At 71.0% G+C, this 24,472-nt stretch carries 19 protein-coding genes, 1 tRNA gene and 1 pseudogene; 14 read left to right on the plus strand and 7 right to left on the minus strand.

The window, feature by feature from the left end:
- The first annotated feature begins 77 nt into the window (after positions 1 to 77).
- The 3 genes from V2W30_RS14625 (at position 78) to V2W30_RS14635 (ending at position 2,209) form a co-directional block, all read left to right on the plus strand.
- Positions 78 to 1,349 (plus strand): helix-turn-helix domain-containing protein, encoded by a 1,272-nt coding sequence (locus V2W30_RS14625; RefSeq protein ID WP_338696782.1) that lies wholly within the window; start codon positions 78 to 80, stop codon positions 1,347 to 1,349.
- A gap of 62 nt (positions 1,350 to 1,411) precedes the next feature.
- Positions 1,412 to 2,014 (plus strand): oligoribonuclease, encoded by a 603-nt coding sequence (orn, locus tag V2W30_RS14630; RefSeq protein ID WP_338696783.1) that lies wholly within the window; start codon positions 1,412 to 1,414, stop codon positions 2,012 to 2,014.
- Positions 2,015 to 2,136: 122 nt separating this feature from the next.
- A tRNA-His gene (locus V2W30_RS14635) sits at positions 2,137 to 2,209 on the plus strand.
- A gap of 79 nt (positions 2,210 to 2,288) precedes the next feature.
- On the opposite strand, the gene V2W30_RS14640 is transcribed toward V2W30_RS14635, so the two are convergent.
- Entirely contained in the window at positions 2,289 to 3,344 is a 1,056-nt protein-coding gene (locus V2W30_RS14640) for a LacI family DNA-binding transcriptional regulator (RefSeq protein WP_338696785.1), read from the minus strand.
- Positions 3,345 to 3,599: 255 nt separating this feature from the next.
- Between V2W30_RS14640 and V2W30_RS14645 the strand changes: the two genes are divergently transcribed.
- The 7 genes from V2W30_RS14645 to V2W30_RS14675 all read left to right on the plus strand — a co-directional run bounded on the left by V2W30_RS14645 (position 3,600) and on the right by V2W30_RS14675 (position 13,866).
- Positions 3,600 to 4,928 carry an ABC transporter substrate-binding protein gene (locus V2W30_RS14645; RefSeq protein ID WP_338696787.1) on the plus strand — a complete coding sequence of 443 codons (1,329 nt, stop codon included), beginning with the start codon at positions 3,600 to 3,602 and terminating at the stop codon, positions 4,926 to 4,928.
- Positions 4,925 to 5,950 carry a sugar ABC transporter permease gene (locus V2W30_RS14650; RefSeq protein WP_338696789.1) on the plus strand — a complete coding sequence of 342 codons (1,026 nt, stop codon included), beginning with the start codon at positions 4,925 to 4,927 and terminating at the stop codon, positions 5,948 to 5,950. Before V2W30_RS14645 ends, V2W30_RS14650 begins: the two co-directional genes overlap by 4 nt.
- Entirely contained in the window at positions 5,947 to 6,852 is a 906-nt protein-coding gene (locus tag V2W30_RS14655; protein WP_338696791.1) for a carbohydrate ABC transporter permease, read from the plus strand. Before V2W30_RS14650 ends, V2W30_RS14655 begins: the two co-directional genes overlap by 4 nt.
- A 390-nt stretch (positions 6,853 to 7,242) precedes the next feature.
- Positions 7,243 to 8,697 carry a GH1 family beta-glucosidase gene (locus V2W30_RS14660; RefSeq protein WP_338696793.1) on the plus strand — a complete coding sequence of 485 codons (1,455 nt, stop codon included), beginning with the start codon at positions 7,243 to 7,245 and terminating at the stop codon, positions 8,695 to 8,697.
- A gap of 98 nt (positions 8,698 to 8,795) precedes the next feature.
- Positions 8,796 to 10,472, plus strand: a complete 1,677-nt coding sequence (gene aspT, locus V2W30_RS14665) for an aspartate-alanine antiporter (protein ID WP_338696795.1) — start codon at positions 8,796 to 8,798, stop codon at positions 10,470 to 10,472.
- Positions 10,473 to 10,488: 16 nt separating this feature from the next.
- Positions 10,489 to 12,192 carry an aspartate-alanine antiporter gene (gene aspT, locus V2W30_RS14670; protein ID WP_338696796.1) on the plus strand — a complete coding sequence of 568 codons (1,704 nt, stop codon included), beginning with the start codon at positions 10,489 to 10,491 and terminating at the stop codon, positions 12,190 to 12,192.
- 24 nt (positions 12,193 to 12,216) lie between these two features.
- Positions 12,217 to 13,866: a bifunctional aspartate transaminase/aspartate 4-decarboxylase gene (locus tag V2W30_RS14675; RefSeq protein WP_338696797.1), complete on the plus strand. Its 1,650-nt coding sequence runs from the start codon at positions 12,217 to 12,219 to the stop codon at positions 13,864 to 13,866.
- Between the two features lie 94 nt (positions 13,867 to 13,960).
- Here the strand turns inward: V2W30_RS14675 and V2W30_RS14680 are convergent, their stop codons facing one another.
- The 3 genes from V2W30_RS14680 to V2W30_RS14690 form a co-directional block, all read right to left on the minus strand.
- On the minus strand, positions 13,961 to 15,430 hold the full coding sequence (locus V2W30_RS14680) for a glycoside hydrolase family 18 protein (RefSeq protein ID WP_338696798.1): 1,470 nt from the start codon (positions 15,428 to 15,430) through the stop codon (positions 13,961 to 13,963).
- Between the two features lie 123 nt (positions 15,431 to 15,553).
- Positions 15,554 to 16,966 carry a HAMP domain-containing sensor histidine kinase gene (locus V2W30_RS14685; RefSeq protein ID WP_338696800.1) on the minus strand — a complete coding sequence of 471 codons (1,413 nt, stop codon included), beginning with the start codon at positions 16,964 to 16,966 and terminating at the stop codon, positions 15,554 to 15,556.
- Positions 16,963 to 17,667: a response regulator transcription factor gene (locus V2W30_RS14690; protein WP_338696801.1), complete on the minus strand. Its 705-nt coding sequence runs from the start codon at positions 17,665 to 17,667 to the stop codon at positions 16,963 to 16,965. Before V2W30_RS14690 ends, V2W30_RS14685 begins: the two co-directional genes overlap by 4 nt.
- A gap of 99 nt (positions 17,668 to 17,766) precedes the next feature.
- Here V2W30_RS14690 and V2W30_RS14695 point away from each other — a divergent pair, with 99 nt between their 5' ends.
- Positions 17,767 to 18,378 (plus strand): hypothetical protein, encoded by a 612-nt coding sequence (locus V2W30_RS14695; RefSeq protein WP_338696802.1) that lies wholly within the window; start codon positions 17,767 to 17,769, stop codon positions 18,376 to 18,378.
- 22 nt (positions 18,379 to 18,400) lie between these two features.
- Here V2W30_RS14695 and V2W30_RS14700 read toward each other — a convergent pair whose 3' ends face one another.
- Positions 18,401 to 19,267 carry a fused MFS/spermidine synthase gene (locus V2W30_RS14700; protein ID WP_338696804.1) on the minus strand — a complete coding sequence of 289 codons (867 nt, stop codon included), beginning with the start codon at positions 19,265 to 19,267 and terminating at the stop codon, positions 18,401 to 18,403.
- A gap of 78 nt (positions 19,268 to 19,345) precedes the next feature.
- Entirely contained in the window at positions 19,346 to 19,789 is a 444-nt protein-coding gene (locus V2W30_RS14705; RefSeq protein ID WP_425244540.1) for a hypothetical protein, read from the minus strand.
- A gap of 254 nt (positions 19,790 to 20,043) precedes the next feature.
- Between V2W30_RS14705 and V2W30_RS14710 the strand changes: the two genes are divergently transcribed.
- Entirely contained in the window at positions 20,044 to 21,654 is a 1,611-nt protein-coding gene (locus tag V2W30_RS14710) for a tetratricopeptide repeat protein (RefSeq protein WP_425244541.1), read from the plus strand.
- Here the strand turns inward: V2W30_RS14710 and V2W30_RS14715 are convergent.
- Positions 21,597 to 22,196: a histidine phosphatase family protein gene (locus V2W30_RS14715; protein ID WP_338696807.1), complete on the minus strand. Its 600-nt coding sequence runs from the start codon at positions 22,194 to 22,196 to the stop codon at positions 21,597 to 21,599. The genes V2W30_RS14710 and V2W30_RS14715 overlap by 58 nt on opposite strands.
- A 238-nt stretch (positions 22,197 to 22,434) precedes the next feature.
- Here V2W30_RS14715 and V2W30_RS14720 point away from each other — a divergent pair, with 238 nt between their 5' ends.
- Both V2W30_RS14720 and V2W30_RS14725 read left to right on the plus strand, forming a co-directional pair.
- On the plus strand, positions 22,435 to 23,373 hold the full coding sequence (locus tag V2W30_RS14720; RefSeq protein WP_338696809.1) for a phosphatase PAP2 family protein: 939 nt from the start codon (positions 22,435 to 22,437) through the stop codon (positions 23,371 to 23,373).
- Positions 23,294 to 24,462: pseudogene (locus V2W30_RS14725) on the plus strand (hypothetical protein); the annotation flags it as partial. The gene V2W30_RS14720 and the pseudogene V2W30_RS14725, both read left to right, overlap by 80 nt.
- Positions 24,463 to 24,472: the final 10 nt, after the last annotated feature.

Consider the following 24,472-nt stretch of genomic DNA (forward strand, 5'->3'; position numbering starts at 1 on the left):
CCGAGGGGAAACGTGCAGGAGCGAACAGCCCGTCAAAGTATTGAGGGAGCCGCGATCACCGAGGGGGGCTTAGCAGGATGAGCCACGACTCCACCACTGCGCCGGAGGCGGCGGCTCGCAAGCTGACAGGCAGGCGGCGGCGAGAGATCGTCGCGGTGCTGCTCTTCAGCGGCGGACCCATCTTCGAAAGTTCCATTCCGCTCTCCGTGTTCGGAATCGACCGTCAGGACGCGGGAGTTCCTCGTTACCGGTTGCTGGTGTGCGCCGGCGAAGAGGGACCGCTGCGGACCACGGGGGGACTCGAACTCACCGCACCGCACGGCCTGGAGGCGATCGCGCGGGCAGGCACGGTCGTCGTGCCGGCCTGGCGCTCGATCACCTCTCCGCCGCCGGAGGAGGCCCTCGACGCGCTGCGCCGCGCGCACGAGGAGGGCGCCCGCATCGTCGGCCTGTGCACCGGCGCGTTCGTGCTCGCCGCGGCAGGGCTGCTCGACGGCCGCCCGGCGACCACGCACTGGATGTACGCGCCGACGCTCGCCAAGCGCTATCCGTCGGTCCACGTGGACCCGCGCGAGCTCTTCGTCGACGACGGCGACGTGCTCACCAGCGCCGGCACCGCGGCCGGAATCGATCTGTGCCTGCACATCGTGCGCACGGACCACGGCAACGAGGCGGCCGGAGCGCTCGCCCGCCGCCTGGTGGTCCCACCGCGCCGCAGCGGCGGTCAGGAGCGCTACCTCGACAGGTCTTTACCCGAGGAGATCGGCGCGGACCCGCTGGCCGAGGTCGTCGCCTGGGCCCTGGAGCACCTCCACGAGCAGTTCGACGTGGAGACGCTGGCCGCCCGCGCCTACATGAGCCGCCGCACCTTCGACCGCCGCTTCCGGTCGCTGACGGGGTCCGCCCCGCTCCAGTGGCTGATCACGCAGCGGGTGCTGCAGGCCCAGCGGCTCCTGGAGACCTCCGACTACTCGGTCGACGAGGTGGCCGGGCGCTGCGGGTTCCGCTCCCCCGTCGCGCTGCGCGGACACTTCCGGCGCCAGCTGGGCTCGTCCCCTGCCGCGTACCGGGCGGCGTACCGCGCGCGCAGGCCGCAGTCCGGCGACAGCCCGGGGAGCAACGGGAAGTCCGACAAGCCCGTCGAGATCGCACCGGTGCAGGGGCCCGACACCCCGGGCACGGGGCCGGTCCCGGCCCAGTCGCGGCGCACCGCCGCGGCGTCCGCGCTCGGCGTCTCCGCGGCCTCGCTGCCCACGGGGCCGACCGGGCACGCGGAGGGTGCGGGGCAGCACTCCGAGGCGTTCGCGCCGGGCCGGGCGAGCCTTCCCGGACCGCGCACGGCACCGTAGGAGAGCACCGAGCTGACGCCGTCGTCTGCCAGCAGAGACGTCCGACCCGTAGGGTTGACCGCATGAACGATCGCATGGTGTGGATCGACTGCGAGATGACCGGACTCTCGCTGGCGAACGACGCGCTCATCGAGGTGGCCGCACTGGTCACCGATTCGGAGCTGAACGTACTCGGCGACGGTGTGGACATCGTGATCCGCCCGCCGGACGAGGCGCTGGAACAGATGCCCGAGGTGGTGCGCACCATGCACACCGCCTCGGGCCTCCTCGACGAGCTGGCAGCCGGTACGACGCTGGCCGACGCCGAGGAGCAGGTCCTGTCCTACGTACGTGAACACGTCAAGGACGCGGGCAAGGCCCCGCTCTGCGGGAACTCGGTCGGCACCGACCGCGGATTCCTGCTGCGCGACATGCCGACGCTGGAGGAGTACCTCCACTACCGGATCGTCGATGTGTCCTCGGTCAAGGAACTGGCCCGGCGCTGGTACCCGAGGGCGTACTTCAACAGTCCGGAGAAGAACGGCAACCACCGGGCCCTCGCCGACATCCGCGAGTCCATCGCGGAGCTGCGCTACTACCGCGAGGCGGTCTTCGTCCCGCAGCCGGGCCCGGACTCCGACACCGCGAAGTCGATCGCGGCGAAGTACGTCCTGCCTGCGGAATAGTCCCTCGTACGCCCCTGTGTACGGGGTCCGCGGAGCCCAGGAAAAAGGTGGGCGCGAGCACCCCTTCGGACCCTGTACACTTTTTCTCGGCCGGTCGGAAGAACGACAAAAGACCGGACATGGTGGGTGTAGCTCAGTTGGTAGAGCACCTGGTTGTGGTCCAGGTGGCCGCGGGTTCAAGTCCCGTCACTCACCCTGAAGGGTCGAAGGCCCCGGTTCGAGAGAACCGGGGCCTTCGGCGTGTTCCGAGGGCTGCGGGACTTGAACCCGTCACTCACGACGAGGCGCGTATCACCAGCTCCGTGGGGAGCACCAGGTGCCGCTCCGCGCCCCTGCGGACCGAGGAGCGCTTGCCCTCGGCGGCGAGCGCGATCTCGTCCAGGAGCAGCCCCGTCATGGCCCGGCCCATGTCCCGGGTGGGCTGGCGCACGCTGGTCAGGCCGGGCTCCATGTGGCGGGCGATCATGGAGTCGTCGAAGCCGACCAGGGCGACGTCGTCCGGGATGCGCCGGCCCGCCTCGCGCAGCACCTGGCGGGCGCCCGAGGCCATCAGGTCGGAGCAGGCGAAGACGGCGTCCAGACCGGGACTGCGTTCAAGAAGATCAGCCATGCACCGCCGGCCGCCCTCCTCGGTGAAGTCTCCGTAGGCCACCAGTTTCTCGTCGTACGCGAATCCGGACGCGCCCAGTTCGTCCTCGTATCCGGCGAGTCGCCGCTGGGCGCCGTAGACGTCGAGCGGGCCCGCGATGATGGCGACGGAGCGGCGGCCGCGGGAGATCAGGTGCTCGACGGCGGAGCGGGCGCCGGCGTAGTTGTCGGTGTCGACCGAGGGCAGCGGCTCGTCGGCGGAGCGCGGGCCGCTGATCACGGTCGGGATGTCCATCTGGAGGAGACGGTCGGCGAGCGGGTCGTCGGCGTGCACGGAGACCAGCAGGACGCCGTCCACGCGGTGCGCGGCGAGGTAGGCCGCGAGGCGGTCCTGTTCGCGCTCGCCACGTGCGAACGTCAGCAGAAGCTGCAGGTTGGTCTCGGCGAGGGCCATGCCGACACCGCCGACCATGCCGGAGAAGTAGGGCTCGGAGAAGAACCGGGACTCGGCCTCGGGGACGACCACCGCTATGGAGTCCGTGCGGTTGGCCGCGAGGGCCCGCGCCGCCGTGTTCGGTACGTAGCCGAGCTCGGCGACCGCCTCCTCGACCGCCGCCCGCGTACGGTCGCTGACCCGGGGGGATCCGTTGATCACCCGGGAGACCGTGCCCCGGCCGACGCCTGCCCTGGCCGCGACCTCCTCAAGGGTCGGACGCCTGCTGTGAGTGCCGCGAGCCGCCATGACTCCTACCTCCCCAAGTCTCACGCGGAATCTAACAGCCCGATAACCGCACCAACTTGTCGCTGCCCGGTGTCTTGACACCCATGGGCCGAGCGACGACTCTTCAACACATCACGGATGGGAGCGCTCCCACCCTAGTGGACGCATACAGAAGCCGCACGTTCCCCGCCCGAGCCGCACATGAACGAACGGGCCCAGTCAGGCAGTTGGCCGGGGTTTGGCACTTCAGAGCAATTGAGCACTTTGGAGGACGCAATGCGCACGACTGCCCGAAAGTCCCGACGCGCGATGACCTTTGCGGTCGTCGCCGCCCTGGCCACGGGGCTGCTCGCCGGCTGCGCGAGCGATGACGACGACAGCTCCGACGGCGGATCGAGCGGAGGCGCCGGCGGCGGTGGCAAGACCACCCTCACCATCGGCACCTTCGGCACCTTCGGGTACAAGCAGGCGGGGCTGTACGACGAGTACATGAAGCTCCACCCGGACATCACCGTCAAGGAGAACGTCACCACCCGCACGGACGTCTACTGGCCCAAGACGGTCACCCGTCTCCAGGCCGGTTCCGGCACCGACGACGTGCAGGCCATCGAGATCGGCAACATCACCGACGCGGTGCAGACGCAGGCCTCCAAGTTCGTCGACCTGGGCAAGGAGGTCGACAAGTCCCAGTGGCTGGACTGGAAGCTGAAGCAGGCCACCACCAAGGACGGCAAGACCATAGGGCTCGGCACGGACATCGGTCCGATGGCGATCTGCTACCGCAAGGACCTGTTCAAGAAGGCCGGTCTGGAGACGGACCGCGCCAAGCTCGCCGAGCAGTGGAAGGGCGACTGGAGCAAGTACGTCGCCCTGGGCAAGGACTACATGAAGAAGGCGCCCAAGGGCACCAAGTTCGTGGACTCGGCGTCCTCCGTCTACAACGCGGCCCTCGGTGGCGAGTCCGAGCGCTACTACAAGGACGAGACCACCGTCGACTGGGACAAGTCCGAGGGTGTGAAGAAGTCCTGGGACGTCGCCATGGAGGTGGCGACCAGTGACATGTCGGCGAAGCTGAAGCAGTTCGACAAGGCGTGGGACCAGGGTTACGCGAACGGCACGTTCGCCAGCGTCGCCTGCCCCGCGTGGATGATCGGCTACATCCAGGAGAAGTCCGGCAAGGCCGGTTCCGGCAAGTGGGACGTGGCGGCGGCGCCGACCGCGGCCAACTGGGGCGGCTCGTTCCTCGGTGTGCCGACGGCGAGCAAGCACCAGAAGGAGGCCATCGCCTTCACGAAGTGGCTGACCGCCCCCGAGCAGCAGGCGAAGGTCTTCGCGAAGCAGGCCAGCTTCCCCTCGACGCCGTCCGCGTACGGGTCGCTGAAGCCGAAGGCCGAGACGGCCGCGTACTTCTCGGACGCTCCGCTGACGCAGATCTTCTCCGACTCGGCGAAGACCATCCCGTCGCAGTACTTCGGCATCAAGGACCAGCCGATCAACACCGCGATCACTGACATCGGCATCCTCCAGGTCGAGCAGAAGGGCAAGTCGCCCGAGCAGGGCTGGGACGCGGCGTCCAAGGAAGTCAAGGACGTGCTCGGACAGTGACCGTGTCAAAAGAGGCTCTCGCGCAGTCCGCGTCGAGTGCCGAAGCCGCGCCCTCCGACAAGGAGGGCGCGGCCCGCGGTACTCACGGTCGCGGTACGGCCAAGGCTCCTGACTCGTGGCGCAGCCGGCTGTACCGCTGGGACATGAAGGCGTCGCCGTACGCGTTCATCTCCCCGTTCTTCATCATCTTCGGCGCCTTCTCGCTGGTGCCGCTGCTCTACACGGCCTGGTACTCGCTGCACAACGTGCAGCTGTCCTCCCTGGACACACAGACCTGGGCCGGCCTCGACAACTACACGAACCTGTTCGCGTCGGACTTCTTCTGGAACGCCCTGCGCAACACGTTCAGCATCGGTCTGCTGTCGACCGTGCCGCAGCTGGCGGTCGCGATCTGGCTCGCGCACATGCTCAACTACCGGCTGCGCGGCTCGACCTTGTGGCGCGTCGTGATGCTCACCCCGTACGCGACCTCGGTGGCGGCGGCGACGCTGGTCTTCGCGCTGCTGTACCAGCCCGAGAACGGCATGATCAACTGGGCGTTCGACCTGGTCGGTCTCGACCCGGTCAACTGGAAGGAATCCGACTGGGGTTCACAGTTCGCGATCTCCTCGATCGTGATCTGGCGGTGGACCGGTTACAACGCGCTGATCTACCTCGCCGCGATGCAGGCCATTCCGGCGGACCTGTACGAGTCGGCGGCGCTCGACGGCGCCAACCGCTGGCAGCAGTTCCGGCACGTGACCATCCCGATGCTGCGTCCGACGATCCTGTTCACCGTGGTCGTCTCGACCATCGGCGCGACCCAACTGTTCGGCGAGCCCCTGCTGTTCGGTGGCGTCAGCGGCTCCAAGGGCGGGTCCGAGCACCAGTACCAGACGCTCGGTCTGTACATGTACGACCAGGGCTGGATGATCGGCAACCTGGGCAAGGCCTCCGCCATCGCCTGGTCGATGTTCCTGATCCTGCTGGTCATCGCCGCGATCAACATGCTGATCTCCCGACGGCTGAGGAAGTCCCAATGACCACCACTGATGTGACGTTGCCTCAGGTGGCCCCGCCGGACGCGCAGGGCCGTCGCGGCCGGCGGCGGGTGATGGGCGCGGGCAAGCACCTGCACGCGGGCCCTGTCACGTACGTCGTCCTGGCCCTGTTCGCCGCGGTGTCGCTGGCCCCGCTGCTGTGGACTGTGGTCGCGGCCTCGCGCACCAACGCGCGGCTCGCGCAGACCCCGCCGCCGTTCTGGATCGGCGGCAACCTGTTCAAGAACCTCGAACGGGCGTGGAACGAGGCGGGCATGGGGACCGCGATGGTCAACACGATCCTCGTGGCGTCCGCCATCACGGTCGGCACGGTGCTCTTCTCCACGCTGGCCGGATTCGCCTTCGCCAAGCTGCAGTTCAGGTTCTCCAGCCTGCTGCTCCTGCTCACCATCGGCACGATGATGGTGCCGCCGCAGCTCGCGGTCGTCCCGCTGTACCTGTGGATGTCGGACCTCGGCTGGGCCAACCAGTTGCAGACGGTCATCCTGCCGACCCTGGTCAGCGCCTTCGGTACGTTCTTCATGCGGCAGTACCTGGTGGGGGCGCTGCCGAGCGAGCTCATCGAGGCCGCGCGGGTCGACGGGGCGAGCAGTCTGCGGGTCGTGTGGCACGTCGTCTTCCCGGCGGCGCGTCCGGCGATGGCCGTGCTCGGACTCCTGACGTTCGTCATGGCCTGGAACGACTTCCTGTGGCCGATCATCGCGCTCAACGCCGAGAACCCGACGGTCCAGGTCGCCCTGAACCAGTTGGGCACCGGCTACATCCCCGACGACTCGGTGATCATGGCCGGTGCGTTGCTCGGGACGCTGCCGCTGCTCATCGCGTTCCTGCTGTTCGGCAAGCAGATCGTGGGCGGCATCATGCAGGGCGCCGTCAAGGGGTAGTCCCCGGGACCCGTCGGACCGGCGGTTCCGCAGCGCCGGAGGGGGGTGCTGCGGGCTCGCCGGTGGGCCGGTGTGCGCGGGCGCGCCGCGAGCGCGCGTGGGTACCGCGGCTGCGGGCCGTGTGTGGCTGGTCGCGCCCCGCGGCGGAGCCGCGTATCGACACAGCCCCGCGCCCCTGACGGCTTGCGGCCTCGCCGCTTGCCTTCATCGATGAGATGCCGCACCGAAGGTGCGCGTCTCAGGGCGCGGGGAACTGCGCGACCAGCCACACACGGCCCGCAGCCGCCCAGGAACCGCACGCCCCGCGGCGCATCGGCGCACACCCCCGGACACGCCACACCCCTCCCACCCCCAACTCATCCTCTCCGCACACCCCTTGGGAGCGCTCCTATGACCACGACCAACAGCACGGGCACCGCCACCACCACGGCCCCCACCTCGCTCACCCGCTTCCCCGCAGGGTTTCTGTGGGGGTCGGCCACCGCCGCGTACCAGATCGAGGGTGCGGTGGCGGAGGACGGGCGGACGCCCTCGATCTGGGACACGTTCAGCCACACTCCGGGGAAGGTGCACAACGGCGACACCGGGGACGTCGCCGTCGACCACTACCACCGGTGGCGCGACGACGTACGGCTCATGGCGGACCTGGGTCTGACCGCGTACCGCTTCTCCGTGGCGTGGCCGCGGGTGCAGCCCACCGGGCGCGGGCCCGCCGTGCAGCGCGGGCTCGACTTCTACCGGGGGCTCGTCGACGAGCTGCTCGGGCACGGGATCAAGCCCGTGGTGACCCTCTACCACTGGGACCTGCCGCAGGAGCTGGAGAGCGCGGGCGGCTGGCCCGAGCGGGACACCGCGCACCGGTTCGCGGAGTACGCGGGGATCGTCGGCGAGGCGCTCGGCGACCGTGTCGAGCAGTGGGTGACCCTCAACGAGCCCTGGTGCAGCGCCTTCCTCGGCTACAGCTCCGGTGTGCACGCCCCGGGCCGCACCGACCCGGCCGCCGCGCTGCGTGCCGCGCACCACCTCAACCTCGGGCACGGCCTCGCCACGCAGGCGCTGCGCGACGTGCTGCCGGCCCGCGCGGACATCGGGATCAGCCTCAACCCGAGCGTGGTGCGGGCGCTCACCGACGCCCCCGCCGACCTGGACGCGAAGCGCCGGATCGACGCCCTCGCCAACCGCGTCTTCACCGGGCCGCTGCTCAAGGGCGCCTACCCGCAGGACCTGATCGACGACACGGCGCGCCTGACCGACTGGTCGTTCGTGAAGGACGGGGACACCGCCGTCGCGCACCAGCCGCTCGACTTCATCGGCCTGAACTACTACACGCCGGCCGTCGTCTCGGCCGCCCGTCCGGAGCAGGACGGGCCGCGCCTCGACGGGCACGGCGCGAGCGAGCACTCCCCCTGGCCGGCCTCCGACGACGTCGCCTTCCACCACGCGAACCACGAGGTCACCGCCATGAACTGGCCGGTGGACCCGACGGGTCTCACCGATCTGCTGCTCGACTACACGGCGCAGGCCCCGGGCGTGCCGCTGTACGTGACGGAGAACGGCGCCGCCTACGACGACGTCGTCGGCGCCGACGGCCAGGTGCACGACCCGGAGCGGGTCCGCTACCTGCACCTCCACCTCGCCGCGATCCATGAGGCGATCGACCGGGGCGCCGATGTGCGCGGGTACTTCCTGTGGTCGCTGCTCGACAACTTCGAGTGGGCGTACGGGTACGGAAAGCGGTTCGGCGCGGTCTACGTCGACTACGAGACGCAGGCCCGTATCCCCAAGTCCAGCGCCGTCTGGTACTCCCAGGTCGCGCGCAGCGGCGGTCTGCCCGCCGCCGAGTAGCCGGGGGAGGGCCGGTACGTCGCGTGGCGAGGTGACGTACCGGCCCTTATTTTTCGGCTATGCCAGATATCGCCATTTTTGAGCAGTTCTGAGGCGCCATGGGCGTACTCAAGGACCACCCCGAACTCGTCCTGTTCGCGAGCCTCGCACTCGGCTACCTCGTCGGGAAGCTGCGTGTGGGGCCGCTGACGCTGGGCGGCATCTGCGGCACCCTGATCGTCTCGCTGCTCCTCGGCGCCTGGACCAAGGCCGAGGTCTCCGACGACGTGAAGACGGTGTTCTTCGCGCTGTTCATCTTCGCGCTCGGCTACATGGCCGGGCCGCAGTTCTTCCGCAACCTCAACAAGAAGTCGCTGCGCTTCTTCGTGCTGTGCGGCATCGAGCTGGTCTGCGTCCTCGGCATCGCCTTCGGACTCGCCAAGTGGTTCGACCTCGACGTCGGTACCGCCTCCGGCATCCTGGCCGGTGCGGCCACCGAGTCGGCCGTGGTGGGTACGGCGACCGAGTCCATCGGCAAGCTGACGAACCTGACCGCCGCGCAGATCTCCGAGTACCAGGGCAACGTCGCCACCGCGTACACGGTCTGCTACCTGTTCGGCCTGATCACGATCGTGCTCTACACGAGCCAGATCATGCCGATGCTGCTGCGGATCAACCTGCGCGACGCCGCCCGTGAGCTGTGGGAGCGCACGCGCAGCCGCGGCAGCCTGGAGGCGGACGAGCGGCCCGCCCTGCCCGGCATGGTGGGCCGTACGTACCTGGTGACCACCGCCGACGGCCGGACGGTCGGGGATCTCCAGACGGGTCTCGACGACCGGATCACGATCGAGTCCGTCAAGCGCGGCAGCAGGATCCTCGACGTCACCCCGGAGCTGGAACTCACTCTGTCGGACCTGGTGCTGCTCGTCGGCCGCCGGGCCAACGTCATCGACGCGGGCCGCCTGATCGGGCCCGAGACGCCGGGCGTGCCCGGCCTCGACTCGCCGCTGGCCAGCCGTGAGGTGTCGATCACCGACAAGTCGCTCGACGGCATGACGGTGGACGCGCTCCAGAAGGCGAACCCCGAGTTCCACCGGGACGGCGTCTACGTCACCGACATCACGCGCGGCGACAACGACCTGCCCGCCACCGGCGACACGGTCCTGCACCGCGGCGACGTCCTCACCCTGGTGGGTGCCCGTTCGGGGCTCAACAAGCTGGTCGCGAAGATCGGCTCGGTCGTCAAGAACGACGCCACCGACTTCATCTACCTCGGGCTCGGCATCGCGGCCGGTTCCCTGCTGGGGCAGATCGTCGTGAAGTTCGGCGACGTGCCGCTGTCGCTCGGCACGGGCGGTGGCTGTCTGATCTCGGGGCTGCTCTTCGGCTGGTTCCGCTCCCGGTCGCAGACCTTCGGCGCGTTCCCGCCGCAGGCCGCCTCGACCATCAAGGACATGGGCCTCGCGGTCTTCATCGCCTGCACGGGTCTGGTGTCGGGGCCGCAGGCCTGGCCGCTCCTCAAGGAGTACGGGGCGCTGCTGCCGTTCGCCGGGATCGCGATGGTGCTGGTCCCCGCGACGCTCTCACTGGTCGTCGGACGCAAGCTCCTCAAGATCGAGAAACCGCTCCTCATCGGCGCCATCGCGGGACAGCAGTGTTCGACCCCCGCGATCACCGCCGTCACCCAGGTGGCGCAGTCGTCGGTGCCGATGCTCGGCTACACGATCACCTACGCCCTCTCCAACTTCCTGCTCCCCCTGACGGGCCCCGTGCTCGTCGGCGTACTCGGACACTGAGAGGACGGTCCGCGAGATGATCGACTTCCTCAATCGGAACATCTTCCAGCCGTATCCGGAGCTTCTGGTGTTCATCACCGTCGCCTTCGGGTTCCTGCTCGGGAAGATCCGCTACAAGGCCATCGCGCTGGGCGCCGTCACCGGCTGTCTGGTCGCGGGGCTGCTGCTCGGCTCCTGGTCCAAGGTCCAGATCGACGGCACGGTGAAGAGCCTGTTCTTCATCATGTTCCTGTTCGCCCTGGGCTACAAGGTCGGTCCGCAGTTCTTCCGCGGTCTGAAGAAGGACGGCCTGCCGCAGGTCCTGAACGCCATCGTCGTGTGTGTGACCGGCCTGCTGGTGTGCTGGCTGTTCGCGTCGATGCTCGGCTACGGCCCCGGTCTGTCGGCCGGACTCCTCGGCGGGGCGCTCACCCAGTCCGCCGTCATCGGTGTCGCGCAGGACGCCATCGGCACCCTGCCCGGCCTGTCGTCGGGCGCGGCCAAGAACGAGGAGAACCTCGTCGCCATCGGCTACGCCGTGACGTATCCGCTGGGCACGATCCTGTGCGCGATGCTGCTCGCCAACATCCTGCCGAAGATCTACAAGAAGGACCTCGCCGCCGAATCGGCCATCATGGCGAAGGAGCTGGACGCCCCGGACGACGACCCCGACCTCCACGAGGGCTACTACGAGGTCGTGCTGCGGGCCTACACGATCCAGCGCCCCGACATCGTCGGCCGCACGATCGAGGACTTCGAGCAGCAACAGCAGCAGCTCGGTCACCGCATCTACCTCACGCGGGTCCGCCGCGACGGGGCGATCATCGACCACACCCAGCAGACGGTGCTGCGCGAGGGCGATGTCGTGGCGCTGAGCGCGCTGCGCGGCTCCCTCGTCGACTACGACGCCCGTACGCACATCGGCATGGAGACCGACGACGTCGAACTCCTCGGCTACCAGACCGAGTCGCTGCACGTCGTCGCGTCGGAGAAGGCCCAACTGGGCAAGACCGTCGCGGAGTTGCGGCGCGAGCCGTTCATGGTCGGCGTCTACATCGAGAAGATCTACCGCTCGGGCGCCGAGTTCCCGTACCGCCTCTCCACGAAGATCGAGCGGGGTGACACGCTCATCCTCACCGGGCCCAAGCGGCTCGTGGACCCGGCGGGCAAGGAGATCGGCAAGCCGGTCCCCACCTCGTTCGCGACCGACATGATCTGGGTCGGCCTCGGCATCTTCCTCGGCGGCTGCCTCGGCATCCCCGCGCTCACCGTCTCCGGCGTCCCGATCTCGCTGTCCACCTCGGGCGGCGCGCTCATCATGGGCCTGGTCTTCGGCTGGATCCGCGGCAGGTACCCGACGTACGGCAACGTGCCGCCCGGCGCCCAGTGGTTCATGGACACGCTCGGCCTGTGCATGTTCGTCGCGATCGTCGGCATCAACGCGGGTCCGAGCTTCACCTCGGGTCTGTCGGAAGCGGGCTGGGGCCTGCTGATCTTCGGCGCGGTCGCCACCGTCATCCCGCTGATCATCGGCTTCCTCTTCGGCCACTACGTGCAGAAGATCCGCTTCCCGATCCTGATGGGCGTCCTGGCCGGCGGCCAGACCACCACCGCGGCCATCGGCGCGATCAACGAAGCCTCCCGGTCCCAGGTCCCGACGCTCGGCTACACGATCCCGTACGCCGTCGGCAACGTCCTGCTGACCATCTGGGGCGCCGTCATCGTCCTCCTCCAGCACTGACCTCCCCCGCCCTAAGGAAGAGCCATGCCCAAGACGACCCTGACCCGCGAACAGATCCAGCAGTACGCCCAGCTCTCCCCGTTCGAGCTGAAGAACATCTTCATCGACCTCGCCAAGGAGGCGCAGGCCGACAAGCCCGGCCAGAAGGGCACCTCCAGCGTCCAGATGCTCAACGCGGGCCGCGGCAACCCGAACTGGGTGGCCACCGGCCCCCGTGAGGCGTTCTACGCGCTCGGCCACTTCGCCCTGGAGGAGTCGCGCCGCGTGTGGACGGCCGACAACCTCGGCGGCATGCCCGAGCTGAAGGGCTCGTACGAGCGCTTCGACACGTTCGTGCGCCGCCACCCCGACATGCCCGGCATCGAACTGCTCGCGCAGTGCGTCCAGCTCGGCATCCAGCGCTTCGGGTTCGACAAGGACGACTTCGTGCACGAGCTGACGGACAGCTCGATCGGCGACAACTACCCGGTGCCGGACCGCATCCTGACGCACGTCCAGGAGATCGTGCGCGGGTACGTCGCGGACGAGATGTTCGACAAGCGGCCGCCGGCCGGTGACATCTCGTACTTCGCGACCGAGGGCGGCACCGCCGCCATGTGCTACATCTTCGACTCGCTCATGAAGAACGGGCTGCTGAAGAAGGGCGACAAGATCGCCCTCATGGTGCCGGTCTTCACGCCGTACATCGAGATCCCCGAGCTCGACACGTACGAGTTCGACGTGACGTACGTCGAGGCGAGCATGTTCGCCGAGACGGGGGTCCGCGAGTGGCGCTATCCGGAGGAGGAGGTCGCCAAGCTGGAGGACCCGGAGATCAAGCTGGTCTGCCTGGTCAACCCCTCCAACCCGCCCTCGCTCGCGCTGTCGCAGCGGGTCGCGGACCAGCTGAAGAACATCGTCGCGACGAAGAACCCGAACCTGCTCATCGTCACGGACGACGTGTACGGCACGTTCGTGGAGGGCTTCCGCTCGGTCGCCGCCGACATCCCCCGCAACACGCTGCTCGTGTACTCGTACTCGAAGCACTACGGCTGCACCGGCTGGCGGCTCGGTGTCATCGGGCTGCACGACGACAACGTCATCGACGAGCGCATCGCCGCGCTCCCGCAGGACGAGAAGGACCGCCTGAACAAGCGGTACGGCTCGCTCACGCTGGAGCCCGAGAAGATCAAGTTCATCGACCGGCTGGTCGCGGACTCCCGACAGGTCGCCCTCAACCACACGGCGGGACTCTCGCTCCCCCAGCAGGTCATGCTCGCCATGTTCTCGCTCTTCGACATGCTCGACGAGGGCCAGGAGTACAAGCGCCGGATCCGCGCCATCGTGCAGCAGCGCCTCCAACTCCTCCTGGAGGGCTCGCAGATGAAGATCGCGGAGGACGCGCACCGGGCCGGCTACTACATCGAGCTCGACCTGCTGGCGCAGGCGCAGCTGGAGCACGGCGAGGAGTTCGCGGCGTATCTGCAGAAGACCTACGAGCCCATCGACCCGCTGTTCCGCCTCGCCCGGCAGACGGGCGTCGTGCTCCTGAACGGCGGCGGCTTCGAGGGTCCCGAGTGGTCGGTGCGCGTCTCGCTCGCCAACCTCGACGACCTGGACTACCTGAAGATCGGCCACCACCTGCGGGCGATCTTCAACGACTACGCGGAGGAGTGGCGGGCGTCGAAGGGCTGACGGCACCGCACACCACGACCCCCGGCCGGGTGGGGGGAGCGAACGACCGGCCGGGGGGCGTGGACCCCGTTGATCCAGAGGACCCGCGGGCCCTCTAGCTGAAGGACGCGAACGCCTTCTGGAAGGCGTTCGCGCCCTGCTCGATGGAGGAGCAGGTCGGCTGCGCCGCGTTGGAGGCGCCGCCCTCGCACTGCTTGTCGCGGGTCGCGGACCACATCGACAGGCCGCCGAGACCCTTGGCCTTGGCGAACGAGACGAGCTGCGTGGCGTCCTCGACCTTGAAGACCTCGGACGCGACGTCGTTGACGCCGATCATCGGGGTGATCGCGACGGCCTTCCACGCGGCCGCGTCGGACAGGCCGAGGGCCGACTTGATCTGCGCCTGCGTGGCGGTGGCCGCCTGCTCGGCGTAGGTGCCCATGTCGCCGCTGTACGAGGCCCCGTAGTCCATCGCCATGATGTTGACGAGGTCGGTGGAGACGTCGTTCTCCTTCGCGTTCTTCAGGAAGTTCACGCCGTCCGAGGTGAGGCCCTCGGGCATGACGGGCAGCGTGAAGGAGACATTGAGCTCCGGGTTGTTCTTCTGGAGCGTGGCGATGGCCTGCGCCCGCTTCGTGTTCGCGGCGGTGTCCGGCAGCGCGCCGCCCTCGACGTCGAAGTCGACCTTGGTGAGCTTGAACTGGTCGATGACCTTCTGGTACGCCGCCGCCAGCTCGGACGCCGACGAGCAGGCCTGCGCCAGCTCGGTGCCGGACGCGCCGCCGAAGGAGACCCGGACGTCGCCGCCCGCGGACCTCAAGGCGCCGATCTGCGCGGCGACTTCGTCGCTGCCGAGATCGGTGACGCCGCCCCACTTGGGGGTGCAGGAGCCGCCGGAGGTGATGAAGGCGAGGTTGTACTCCTTGACGCCGGTGGCCTTGGACGAGGCGACCAGGTCGAACTTCGGGTACAGCGACGTGTCCACGTACGGCGCGAAGCCGGCACTCGCGGCCGAGCCGGAGCCCGTGCCCGTGCCGGACGTGGCGGAGGCGGACGGGCTCGCCGTCGTCGTCCCGCTGGGCTTCGGGGTGGCGGAGGCCGTGGGCGTCGGGGTGGCCGATCCGGTCGGGCGCCCGGACGGCTCCGGGGTCGCGGCGTCGTCCACCGAGCACGCGGTGTCGTCGATCAGACAGCCGGTCGGGTCGGCGTCGCCGGACACCACGAAGCCGACGGTGACGGACTTGCCGGCGGCGATGCCCTCCTTGTCCCAGGAGGCGGGCTTCACGGTGACGTGCTGCCCGTCGGTCGTCGACTCGGCGTTCCACAGCGAGCTGAGCCGGGTGCCCGAGGGCAGGTCGAACTCCAGGGTCCAGTCGGACCGGACCGTGTCCGTGTCGTTCGTGACGACGTACTGCCCGGTGTAGCCGCCGGACCAGCTGCTGGTCCTGGTGTACGCGGCGCCGACCGAGGCCGCCGACGCGCTCGACGCGAACAGGAAGGCGCCGCCGCCCACGACGGCCGCGGCGACGACGCCGCCTATCGCCTTGTTCCTGCCACTGATCCTGCGCCGGTGCGTGCTGCTCATCGCGTGCCTGCCTTAGCTGTACTGGGGGTGGGTGCCCTGGGGGGAGGGCGCGGCAGCACGCTAGCGATCCGGAACCCGTCAATTCGGGCAAGCGGGAAGGGCGTTGAGGATCTTAGGGTTGACTTAAGGGAGGGATCGGGAGCGATTAAAGGTAGAGACCAATCCTTTACGTTCCCGGCCCCGATGTCCGCGTCCCCGGCGCCCCTCGCCCGGGGCGCGCCCGGCCCGCTGGTCGGTCTGCACCCAGATCCGCACCTCGGTGCCGCCGAGCACGGACGAGCCGATCCGTACGTCGCCGCCGGTCGACTCGGCGAGGCGGCGCACGATGTCGAGGCCCAGTCCGGTCGAGCCGACCTTGCCCTCGCCGCCCGAGCCCCGGCCGCGGGCCATCGCGGCCTCCGGGTCGACGATGCCGGGCCCCGCGTCCGAGACGAGCACGATCACGGCGTCCTCGCCGCTGTGCACGTCGACCGCGAAGGCGGTGCCCTCGGGGGTGTGCCGGAAGACGTTGCCGAGCAGCGCGTCGAGGGCGGCCACCAGATCGCCCCGCGCGACGGGGATCCGTACCGGCCGGTCGATCCCGGCGACCCGCACCTTGCGCCCCTCGTCCTCGGCGAGCGCCGACCAGAAGTCCATCCGCTCACGGATGACCTCGGCGGCGTCGCAGCCGGCGCCCGGCCCCGCGGCGGCGGTCCGGGGCTTGGCGTCCCTGGCCGTACGGATGATGGTGTCGACCTCACGCTCCAGCTGCTCGACGGCGACGCGGGTCTGCTCGGCGGCGGGACCGTCGCCGAGCGAGGCGGCGTTGAGCCGGAGCACAGTCAGCGGGGTCCGCAGCCGGTGCGACAGGTCGGCCGCCAACTCCCGCTCATTGGCCAGCAGTTGCACGACCTGATCGGCCATGGAGTTGAACGCGACGGCGGCCAGGCGCAGTTCGGTGGGCCCGTCCTCGGGCACGCGCGCGCCGAGCCGGCCCTCCCCCAGTTCGTGCGCCGCGCCCACCAGCCGCTGGGCCGGCTGCACCATCCGGACGCCGAGCCGGTCCGCGACCGCCACGGAGCCGATGACGAGCGCGATCCCGACGCCCGCGAGGACGACCCACGCCGTCGTCACTCCGTTGGTGACCTCGGCCTCGGGGACGTACACGCCGACGACGGCGATCCCGGTGCTCACCGCGATCGGCTGGAGCCACACGGAGCCGCCCGGCACGTCCGCGACGGTCGCCCGCGCGATGCGCAGCTGTCCGTCGTCGACCCGCTGCTCGCCGAGCCGGATCGCCGGGTCGCCGCCGCCGGCCGGGACGTACACGGACATCCGCTCGTCGTCGCCGGCCTGCGCGGTGGCGAGGGCGCGGACGAGCTGGTCGCGGTCGGTGGTGATGGACAGCGTCGGCCCGATGGCGGTCGCGGTCCGCTCGGCGTTCGAGAACGCCCGGTCGCGCGCCATCTCCTTGATGACGAGTCCGAGCGGGATCGCGAACGCGACGACCACCATGGTCGTCACGGCCAGACAGACCCTGACGAGCGCCCACCTCATGGCGAGGGCTCCCACCTCGGCGGTTCCAGCTTCACGCCGACACCGCGCAAGGTGTGCAGATAGCGCGGCCGCGCGGCCGTCTCGCCCAGCTTCCGCCGCAGCCACGACAGATGGACGTCGATGGTCTGGTCGTCCCCGTAGCTCTGCTGCCAGACCTCGGCGAGCAGTTCCTTGCGGGGGACGACGACACCCGGCCGGCCGGCGAGGAAGGTCAGCAGGTCGAACTCGCGGCGGGTCAGGTCGAGCCGCGCGCCGTCCAGCTCGGCCTGCCGGCGCAGCGGGTCGATGGCCAGGCCGCCGACGCGGATGACCCGGGACGGCGGTTCGGCGGCCGCGCTCCCCCGCGAGCGCCGCAGCACGGCGGCCATCCGGGCGGACAGGTGCTCGGGCGAGAACGGCTTGGTCAGGTAGTCGTCGGCGCCGTCGTTGAGCAGCCGCACGATCTCCGCCTCGTCGTCCCGCGCCGTGGCGATGATCACGGGTACGTCGGTGATCCCACGGAGCATCTTCAGCGCCTCGGCCCCGTCCAGATCGGGCAGACCGAGGTCGAGGATGACCACGTCGAACCGGAGATGGGCGACCTCGCGCAGCGCCTCCAGGGCCGTGCCGACACTGCGCACGGTGTGCGCCGCGTCGGTCAGGTGCCGGATGAGGGCTGAGCGTACGAACTGGTCGTCCTCGACCACGAGCACACTTGCCATGGGCGGCACCGTACGCCATCCGGGCGTTCGGGGGCCTCTCCCGGGTGACTGTGGCCCGTACGGGACAGCGGGGTCGGGTGTGGTGCAGTATGGCCCGCGATGCAACCGACGCCCCCACCGCCGCAGCGGACCCCGGACGCACCGCGGGCCCCGCGCCCGTCGCGCCGCGGGCTCGTGCACGCGGCGGCGTGGCTGCTCGCGACCGGCGCCTCGGTGACGCTGTCGTGGTGGGGTGTGCACACGGTGATGTCGGGCACGGCGTACGACCCGCCGCGGGCGCTGCCGGTCATGGCGACGCACGACGCCTCGGACCCGTCGTCGCCGCTCTCGTCCTCCACGCACCGCCCGGAGCCGTCGGGCTCGTCCCCCTCGAAGGCCACGTCGAAGGCGTCCCGACCGGCGTCGACGTCGCCGTCCGCGAGCCGCGAACCGTCGGCGACACCGCGGGCCGGAGCGTCGTCCGCCGCCTCCTCGCCGCCGTCGTCGTCCGGCACCGTGAAGAGTTACGCGACGGCCGGCGGGCGGGCCGTCTTCGACCTCGGGGAGGCGTCGGCGACGCTGGTGTCGGCGACGCCGGACGCGGGCTGGTCGGTGCAGGTGTGGAAGCAAACCACCTGGATCCGGGTCGAGTTCACGTCCGGCACGCAGAAGGTGTCGGTGTTCTGCACGTGGCACGACCACAAGCCGACGGTGGAGATCGCGGAGTACTGACCGCCCCCCGACCGGCTACCGGCTACCGGAAGACCGAGGGCGGTGGCGCCGGGGACGCCTTGGCCGAGGCGTCCGCCACGGGCAGCGCGCCGCCCGTGAAATCCGTCAGCTCCCTGCCGTGCTCCACGCGCCCGGGGTGCGGGTCGCCCGCCGCCCGCCGCGTCAGCTCGGCCACGGGCAGCGGCAGCGCCGACGCCACGAGCACCGCGTTGCCGAACCGCTTGCCGCGCAGCACCGTGGGGTCGGCGATCAGCGCGAGCTCGGGGAAGACGGTCGCGGCGGTGGCGATCTGGGCGCGCAGGTGGGCCAGCGGCGGGCCGTCGGCGAGGTTCGCCACGTACGTGCCCGCGGGCCGCAGCACGCGCCGCACCTCGGTGAGGAACTCGGTGCTCGTCAGGTGCGCCGGGGTGCGGGCCCCGCTGAACACATCCGCGACGATCACGTCGGCCCAGTCGTCCGGCACCTTGCCGAGGGCCTCACGGGCGTCGGCCGTCCGCACCCGGATGCGGGCGCCGGGGTCCAACGGCAGCGAGGCGCGCACCAGTTGGACGAGCGCGCCGTCCCGCTCGACGACCTGCTGCGTGGAGCGCGGGCGGGTCGCGGCGACGTAGCGGGCCAGGGTGAAGGCGCCGCCGCCGAGGTGCACGGCCTGGATCGGGCGGCCCTTGTCGGCGGCCAGGTCGAGGACGTGGCCGATGCGGCGCTGGTACTCGAAGGAGAGGTGGGCGGGGTCGTCGAGGTCGACGTGCGACTGCGGGGCGCCGTCCACGAGCAGGGTCCAGCCCGCGGGCCGGTCCCGGTCGGGTATGAGTTCGGCGAGACCGCCGTCGACGCTCCGCACGACGGACTCCCGCCCTCCGCGCTGCTGATTCCCTCGTGACCTCGCCATTCGCCCATTATCGGGGGGCGGCGATCAAAAGGGCGCCCCGAAGGGGCGTGCACGGGGCGGTGGTGGGCGACGGGCGGCTCAGCGACAGTTGTCGGCGGCCTCGATCAGGCGGGCCGCCTCGTCGAGCGCGGCGCGCAGCACGGCCGGGTCGGTGACCAGGTCGGCGGCCTCCGTGCCGTTCGGATCCGGGGGCAGCAGCCAGCCGGTGCCCTCGACGGGCGGGGCCTCGGGCACCGGGCCGATCACGAGACCGCGGCCCTGCGTGTGCGTACAGGCACTGCCCGGGACGTCCCAGGCGTCGGCGGTGCCGGGCGGGACGAGGAAGCCGAGGGTGTCGCCACCGCCGTCGTGCAGCACCGGGCCGACCGGCTGGGCGGGGCCGCGGCGCAGGATGTCGACCGCCTCCAGGCCCTGCCGGGACGGAACCGTCACCAGGTCGCAGGCGCCCGGTGGCTGCGCGCTGCGCTCCTCGGTCGGGCGGTGTTGCGCCGTCGATGTCATGGGGTGTGCCGCGTCCAACATGTCGGCCCCTCCTGGCTCGTGGGGATCGCCGTATGTATCAACGCCCCACGGCGTCAACGGCTACGGCGGCACGCCGCCGCAAAGGATGGCAGTTCATGGCGGATCGTGGGTGAGATATCCGGTTTGTAGCCAAACCCTGCGTGTCGAACCCGTGACAGCCGGTACCTTCGAGCCTCGCCGGAACAAGGGAGTTCGGGCCGCTGTGCGGACAACTCCCTTGGCGTCCGGCACGGTTCGCTCGGGAGGACCCGACCATGACGACGTCTCCGTACACCCAGGCGGCGCAGTCCCCGCGGCCGAACCTCGCCTTCCGTGCGCTGCGCGGGCAGCGGTCACCGGGCGAGTTCGCGGCCGCGGTACGGCGTGCGGCGCGACAGATCGGCGAGCGGGTCAGTTGCGACGCCCGCTACATCGGCCGCGTGGAGGCCGGCGAGATCCGCTGCCCCAACTACGCGTACGAGCGGGTCTTTCTGCACATGTTCCCGGGCCGGACCCTCGCGGACCTCGGGTTCGCGCCCCGGTCCGCGGTACGCGGGCGCAGCGCGCGCCCCGCGCCGCCCGCCGACGAGAGCCGGCACCACGACTACACGCACCACCACGAGGAGAGCGACGTGCGGCGTCGCGCATTCATGACCGGCATGACCGGTTCCACGGCGACGGTGGCCGTCGCCACCCTGACGCCCTTCAGCGTCCCCTCCCTGCCCTCCGGGCTCGACCGGCATCCCGCGCGGGCCGGGGTCGGCGCCGTGGAGGAGGCGATCCGGCGGATCCGGCTGCTCGACGACCGGCACGGCGCCGACGGCCTGTACCGGCGGGCCGCCGATCCGCTGCGGACCGCCTTCGAACTGCTCGACTCGGGCACCGCGCAGCGCGACGTCGCCGAGCGGCTCCAGGCTGGGGCGGGTGAACTGGCCATCTCCGTCGGCTGGTTGGCGCACGACTCCGGCCGGTTCGACGACGCGCGCTCGCACTACGCGGAGGCGCTCGCCACGGCGCGGATGGCCGGGGACGAGGCGCTGGAGGCGCACGCCTTCTGCAACACGGCGTTCCTGGCGCGGGACGCGGGGCGCCCGCGCGAGGCGGTGCGGGCCGCGCAGGCCGCGACCCGGATCGCGGCGCACCTCGGCTCGCCGCGCCTGCTGTCGCTGCTCGCGCTGCGGGAGGCGGGGGCTGGGCCGGGCTCGGCGACCGTCGGGCGTGCGAGCGGTCGCTGGCGCGGGCGCAGGCGTTGTTCGCGCGGGGCGCGTCGGAGGCCGACCCGGAGTGGATGTCGTTCTACGGCGAGGCCGAGCTGGAGGGCCTGGAGGCGCAGTGCTGGTCGGCGCTCGGCGACTGGGGCCGTGCGGCCCGGCACGCGCGGCGGGCCGCGGCGCTCCAGGACCCGCACTTCACGCGGAACATCGCGCTCTACACGGCCCAGTACGCGGACGACCTGGCCCGCGCGGGCCAGCCCGACGAGGCCGCCGCCGCGGGCTGCGGACGCTCGCGTTCCTGCGCGAGGTCCGCTCGTCGCGGATCGAGTCGATGCTGGCCACGACGGCACGGGTGCTGCTGCCGCACCGGCGGGCTTCGGGGGTGGCGGCGTTCCTGGACGCCCACGCGATGGCGTCCCGCCGGTCGGTGTGAGTTCGTCCGCGGGTGCGTGGGAGTCGGTCGCGCGGTTCCCCGCGCCCCCAGAAGGCATGCTCATCGGGGAAACGCGACGCGAAGCGGCTGCGTTGCAGGGACGCGGGGAACTGCGCGACCCACCACGGCGCGCCCGCGGACGCCAGCGCACCGCTCACGGCAGCCGCAGCCGCGTATCCGCTCAGCCCACCGCCAGGTGCCCCGTCTCGTTCCAGCTCTCCACCGCAGGCTCCCCGTAGGCCCAGCCGAGCACCGACAGCGACGTCGGGTTCAGCCGGATCCGGGACGCGAAATCGAGCGGCAGGCCCAGCCAGCGCGCGCCGATCGACCGCAGGATGTGCCCGTGCGCGAACACCAGCACGTCGCGGTCCGCGCTCCGCGCCCACGCCACGACCTCGTCGGCCCGCGCGGTCACCTCGGTCAGCGTCTCGCCGTCCGGGACGCCGTCCCGCCAGATGAACCAGCCGGGCCGCAGCTCCTGGATCTGCGCCGGGGTGAGGCCCTCGTACGCGCCGTAGTCCCACTCCATGAGCGCGTCCCACGCGGTGGCCCGCTCGCCGAACCCGGCCAGCTCGCACGTCTCGCTCGCCCGCACCAGCGGTGAGGTGCGCACCTCGACGCCGTCGAGCCCGTCGTACGGGGCCCGGTTCAGGCGCTCGCCCAGGAGCTTCGCACCGCGTCGGCCCTCTTCCAGGAGCGGGATGTCCGTCCTGCCGGTGTGGCGGCCGGACAGGGACCATTCCGTCTGTCCGTGCCGGGCCAACAGGATGCGCGGTGCCATGAGCGGGGCCTTTCCCAATCGGAGACGTACGCCGTGACGTACGGGGTACAGGAGGCGAACGGCATGTTTCGCCCGACCATCATCGCCCAACCGGATCGGGGGCCGCCCGTCGGGCAACCCGGGGGCCGATCTCCGCGTCTACGAGGGTCAGGGGTCCCCCGCGCGGGCCCCCGTGTACACCGTAGGGTGGTCAATGGGGCCGGAGGCCGCACGACGAGGATGAGGGGGAGCGGCCCGCATGTCGCAGACGATCGACGACGCACCACACACCGGAGCGATACCAGGAGCCCGGCTCCGTTGGTGGACCGAGCTCCCGTTGATCGTCCTCGTGTACGGCGCGTACTCCGCCGGCCGGCTGCTCGCCCGGGGCGACGTGTCCACCGCCGTCGACCACGGCCTCGCGATACTCCGGGCCGAGAAGGCCGTCCGCCTCAACTTCGAGCACCCGCTGAACCGGCTCTTCACGCGCGAGGCGTGGATCGGCGTCCCCGCCGACTTCTGGTACGCCTCGCTGCACTACATGATCACGCCGGCCCTCCTGATCTGGCTCTTCCGGCGCCGCGCCGACGTCTACCGCAGGGCCCGCACCTGGCTGATGACGTCCACCATGATCGGCCTCATCGGCTTCACGCTGCTGCCGACGTGCCCGCCCCGGCTCCTCTCCTCGGGCCACGGCTTCGTCGACACGATGGCGCAGTACAGCTCGTACGGCTGGTGGGGCGGGGCGGCCAGCGCGCCCAAGGGCATGGGCGGGATGACCAACCAGTACGCGGCGATGCCCAGCCTGCATGTCGGGTGGGCGCTGTGGTGCGGGGTCATGCTGTGGCGGCACGGCCGCACCCCGTACGCGAAGGCCGCCGGTGTCGCCTACCCGCTGATCACCACGATCGTCGTCATGGGCACCGCCAACCACTACTTCTTCGACGCGCTCGCCGGGGGCGCCGTGATGGGCGTGGGACTGCTGCTCACGAAGCCGGTCATGGCGGTCGCGGCGCGGATCCGGGACCGGGCCGCGCTGGTGTTCGCGGCGGTCTCGGGCACGGCACCTTCCACCACAGGTTCCTCGATTGTCAGTGGAGAGTGCCAGACTTCCCCGGGTGAGCGAATTCCCCGACAGCGCAAGGCCGCCGCAGCAGCCCCCGAGGCAGAGGACGGGGCTACGGCACCAGCTCGCTGAGCTGCGCGGTCCCGACATTCCGCCCCGCCCGCTCGACGCCAGGGCGCTGGCCGCGCTCGCGGCGAACCCCGGGTGCAGGCGGCGTGCGCTCCTGGACGGGGCGGGCGTCGACAAGGCGCGGCTCGCGGACGCGCTGGGTTCGCCCTCGGGCTTCGGCCAGTCCCAGTTCGCGCTCGCGCGCGGCAATGTCTTCGAGGCGCGGGTCAAGGCCGACGGCGGCGCGGACCTGCTGCGCCTGGTGCACGCGTGCGTGGGCGGCGGCGACCCGGAGCCCTCCCCGACCTGATCCGCGCCCCCGACCTGTCGGCGATCGGACCCGAGGGCCGCACGGCGCGTACGGCGCTGGCGCTGCGCGAGGCGGTCGGGTCGCCGGGCACGTGGACCTTCCTCGACCATCCGATGCTGGCGCTCGACGTGGCGGGCACCCCGGCGTTCCTGGAGCCGGACGCGGTGGTCGTGCACCCGGACGGGACCTGGACGGTCGTCGAGATCAAGTCCTTCCCGATGATCGACGGCGCGGCCGACCCGGCGAAGGTCGGCGCGGCCGCCCGCCAGGCGGCGGTGTACGTGCTGGCCCTGGAGGACGTCGCGGCGCGGATGCCGCAGGCCGAGGTGCGGGTGCGGGAGCGGATCGTACTGGTCTGCCCCAAGGACTTCAGCAACCTGCCGGCCGCGTCGGCGGTGGACGTGCGCAAGCAACTCTCGGTGACGCGGCGGCAGTTGCGGCGGCTGACCCGGATCGAGGACATCGCGGCGGAGCTCCCGCCCGGCACCGTCTTCGACCCGGACCTGCCGGCGGCCGAGCTGACGGCGGCCGTCGAAGCGGTCCCCGCCACGTACGCGCCGGAGTGCCTGGCCGCGTGCGAGCTGGCGTTCCACTGCCGTGACCGCTCGCGCGAGGCGGGCGCGGTGACGGCGCTCGGCCGTCCCCTGCGGGCCGAGCTCGGCGGTCTGACCACGGTGGACGCGGTGCTCGCCGCGGCCCGCGGCGAGGCGGGTGACCCGGCGGACCCGACGGTGGCGGCACTGCGGCGCGCGGCCGCGCTGCGGGCGGAGGCGCTCGGGGTGCGCGGTGCTGAGCCCCGTCCCGTACCCGGGC

It is taken from the genome of Streptomyces sp. Q6, from assembly GCF_036967205.1.
Lineage (GTDB): Bacteria > Actinomycetota > Actinomycetes > Streptomycetales > Streptomycetaceae > Streptomyces > Streptomyces citrinus.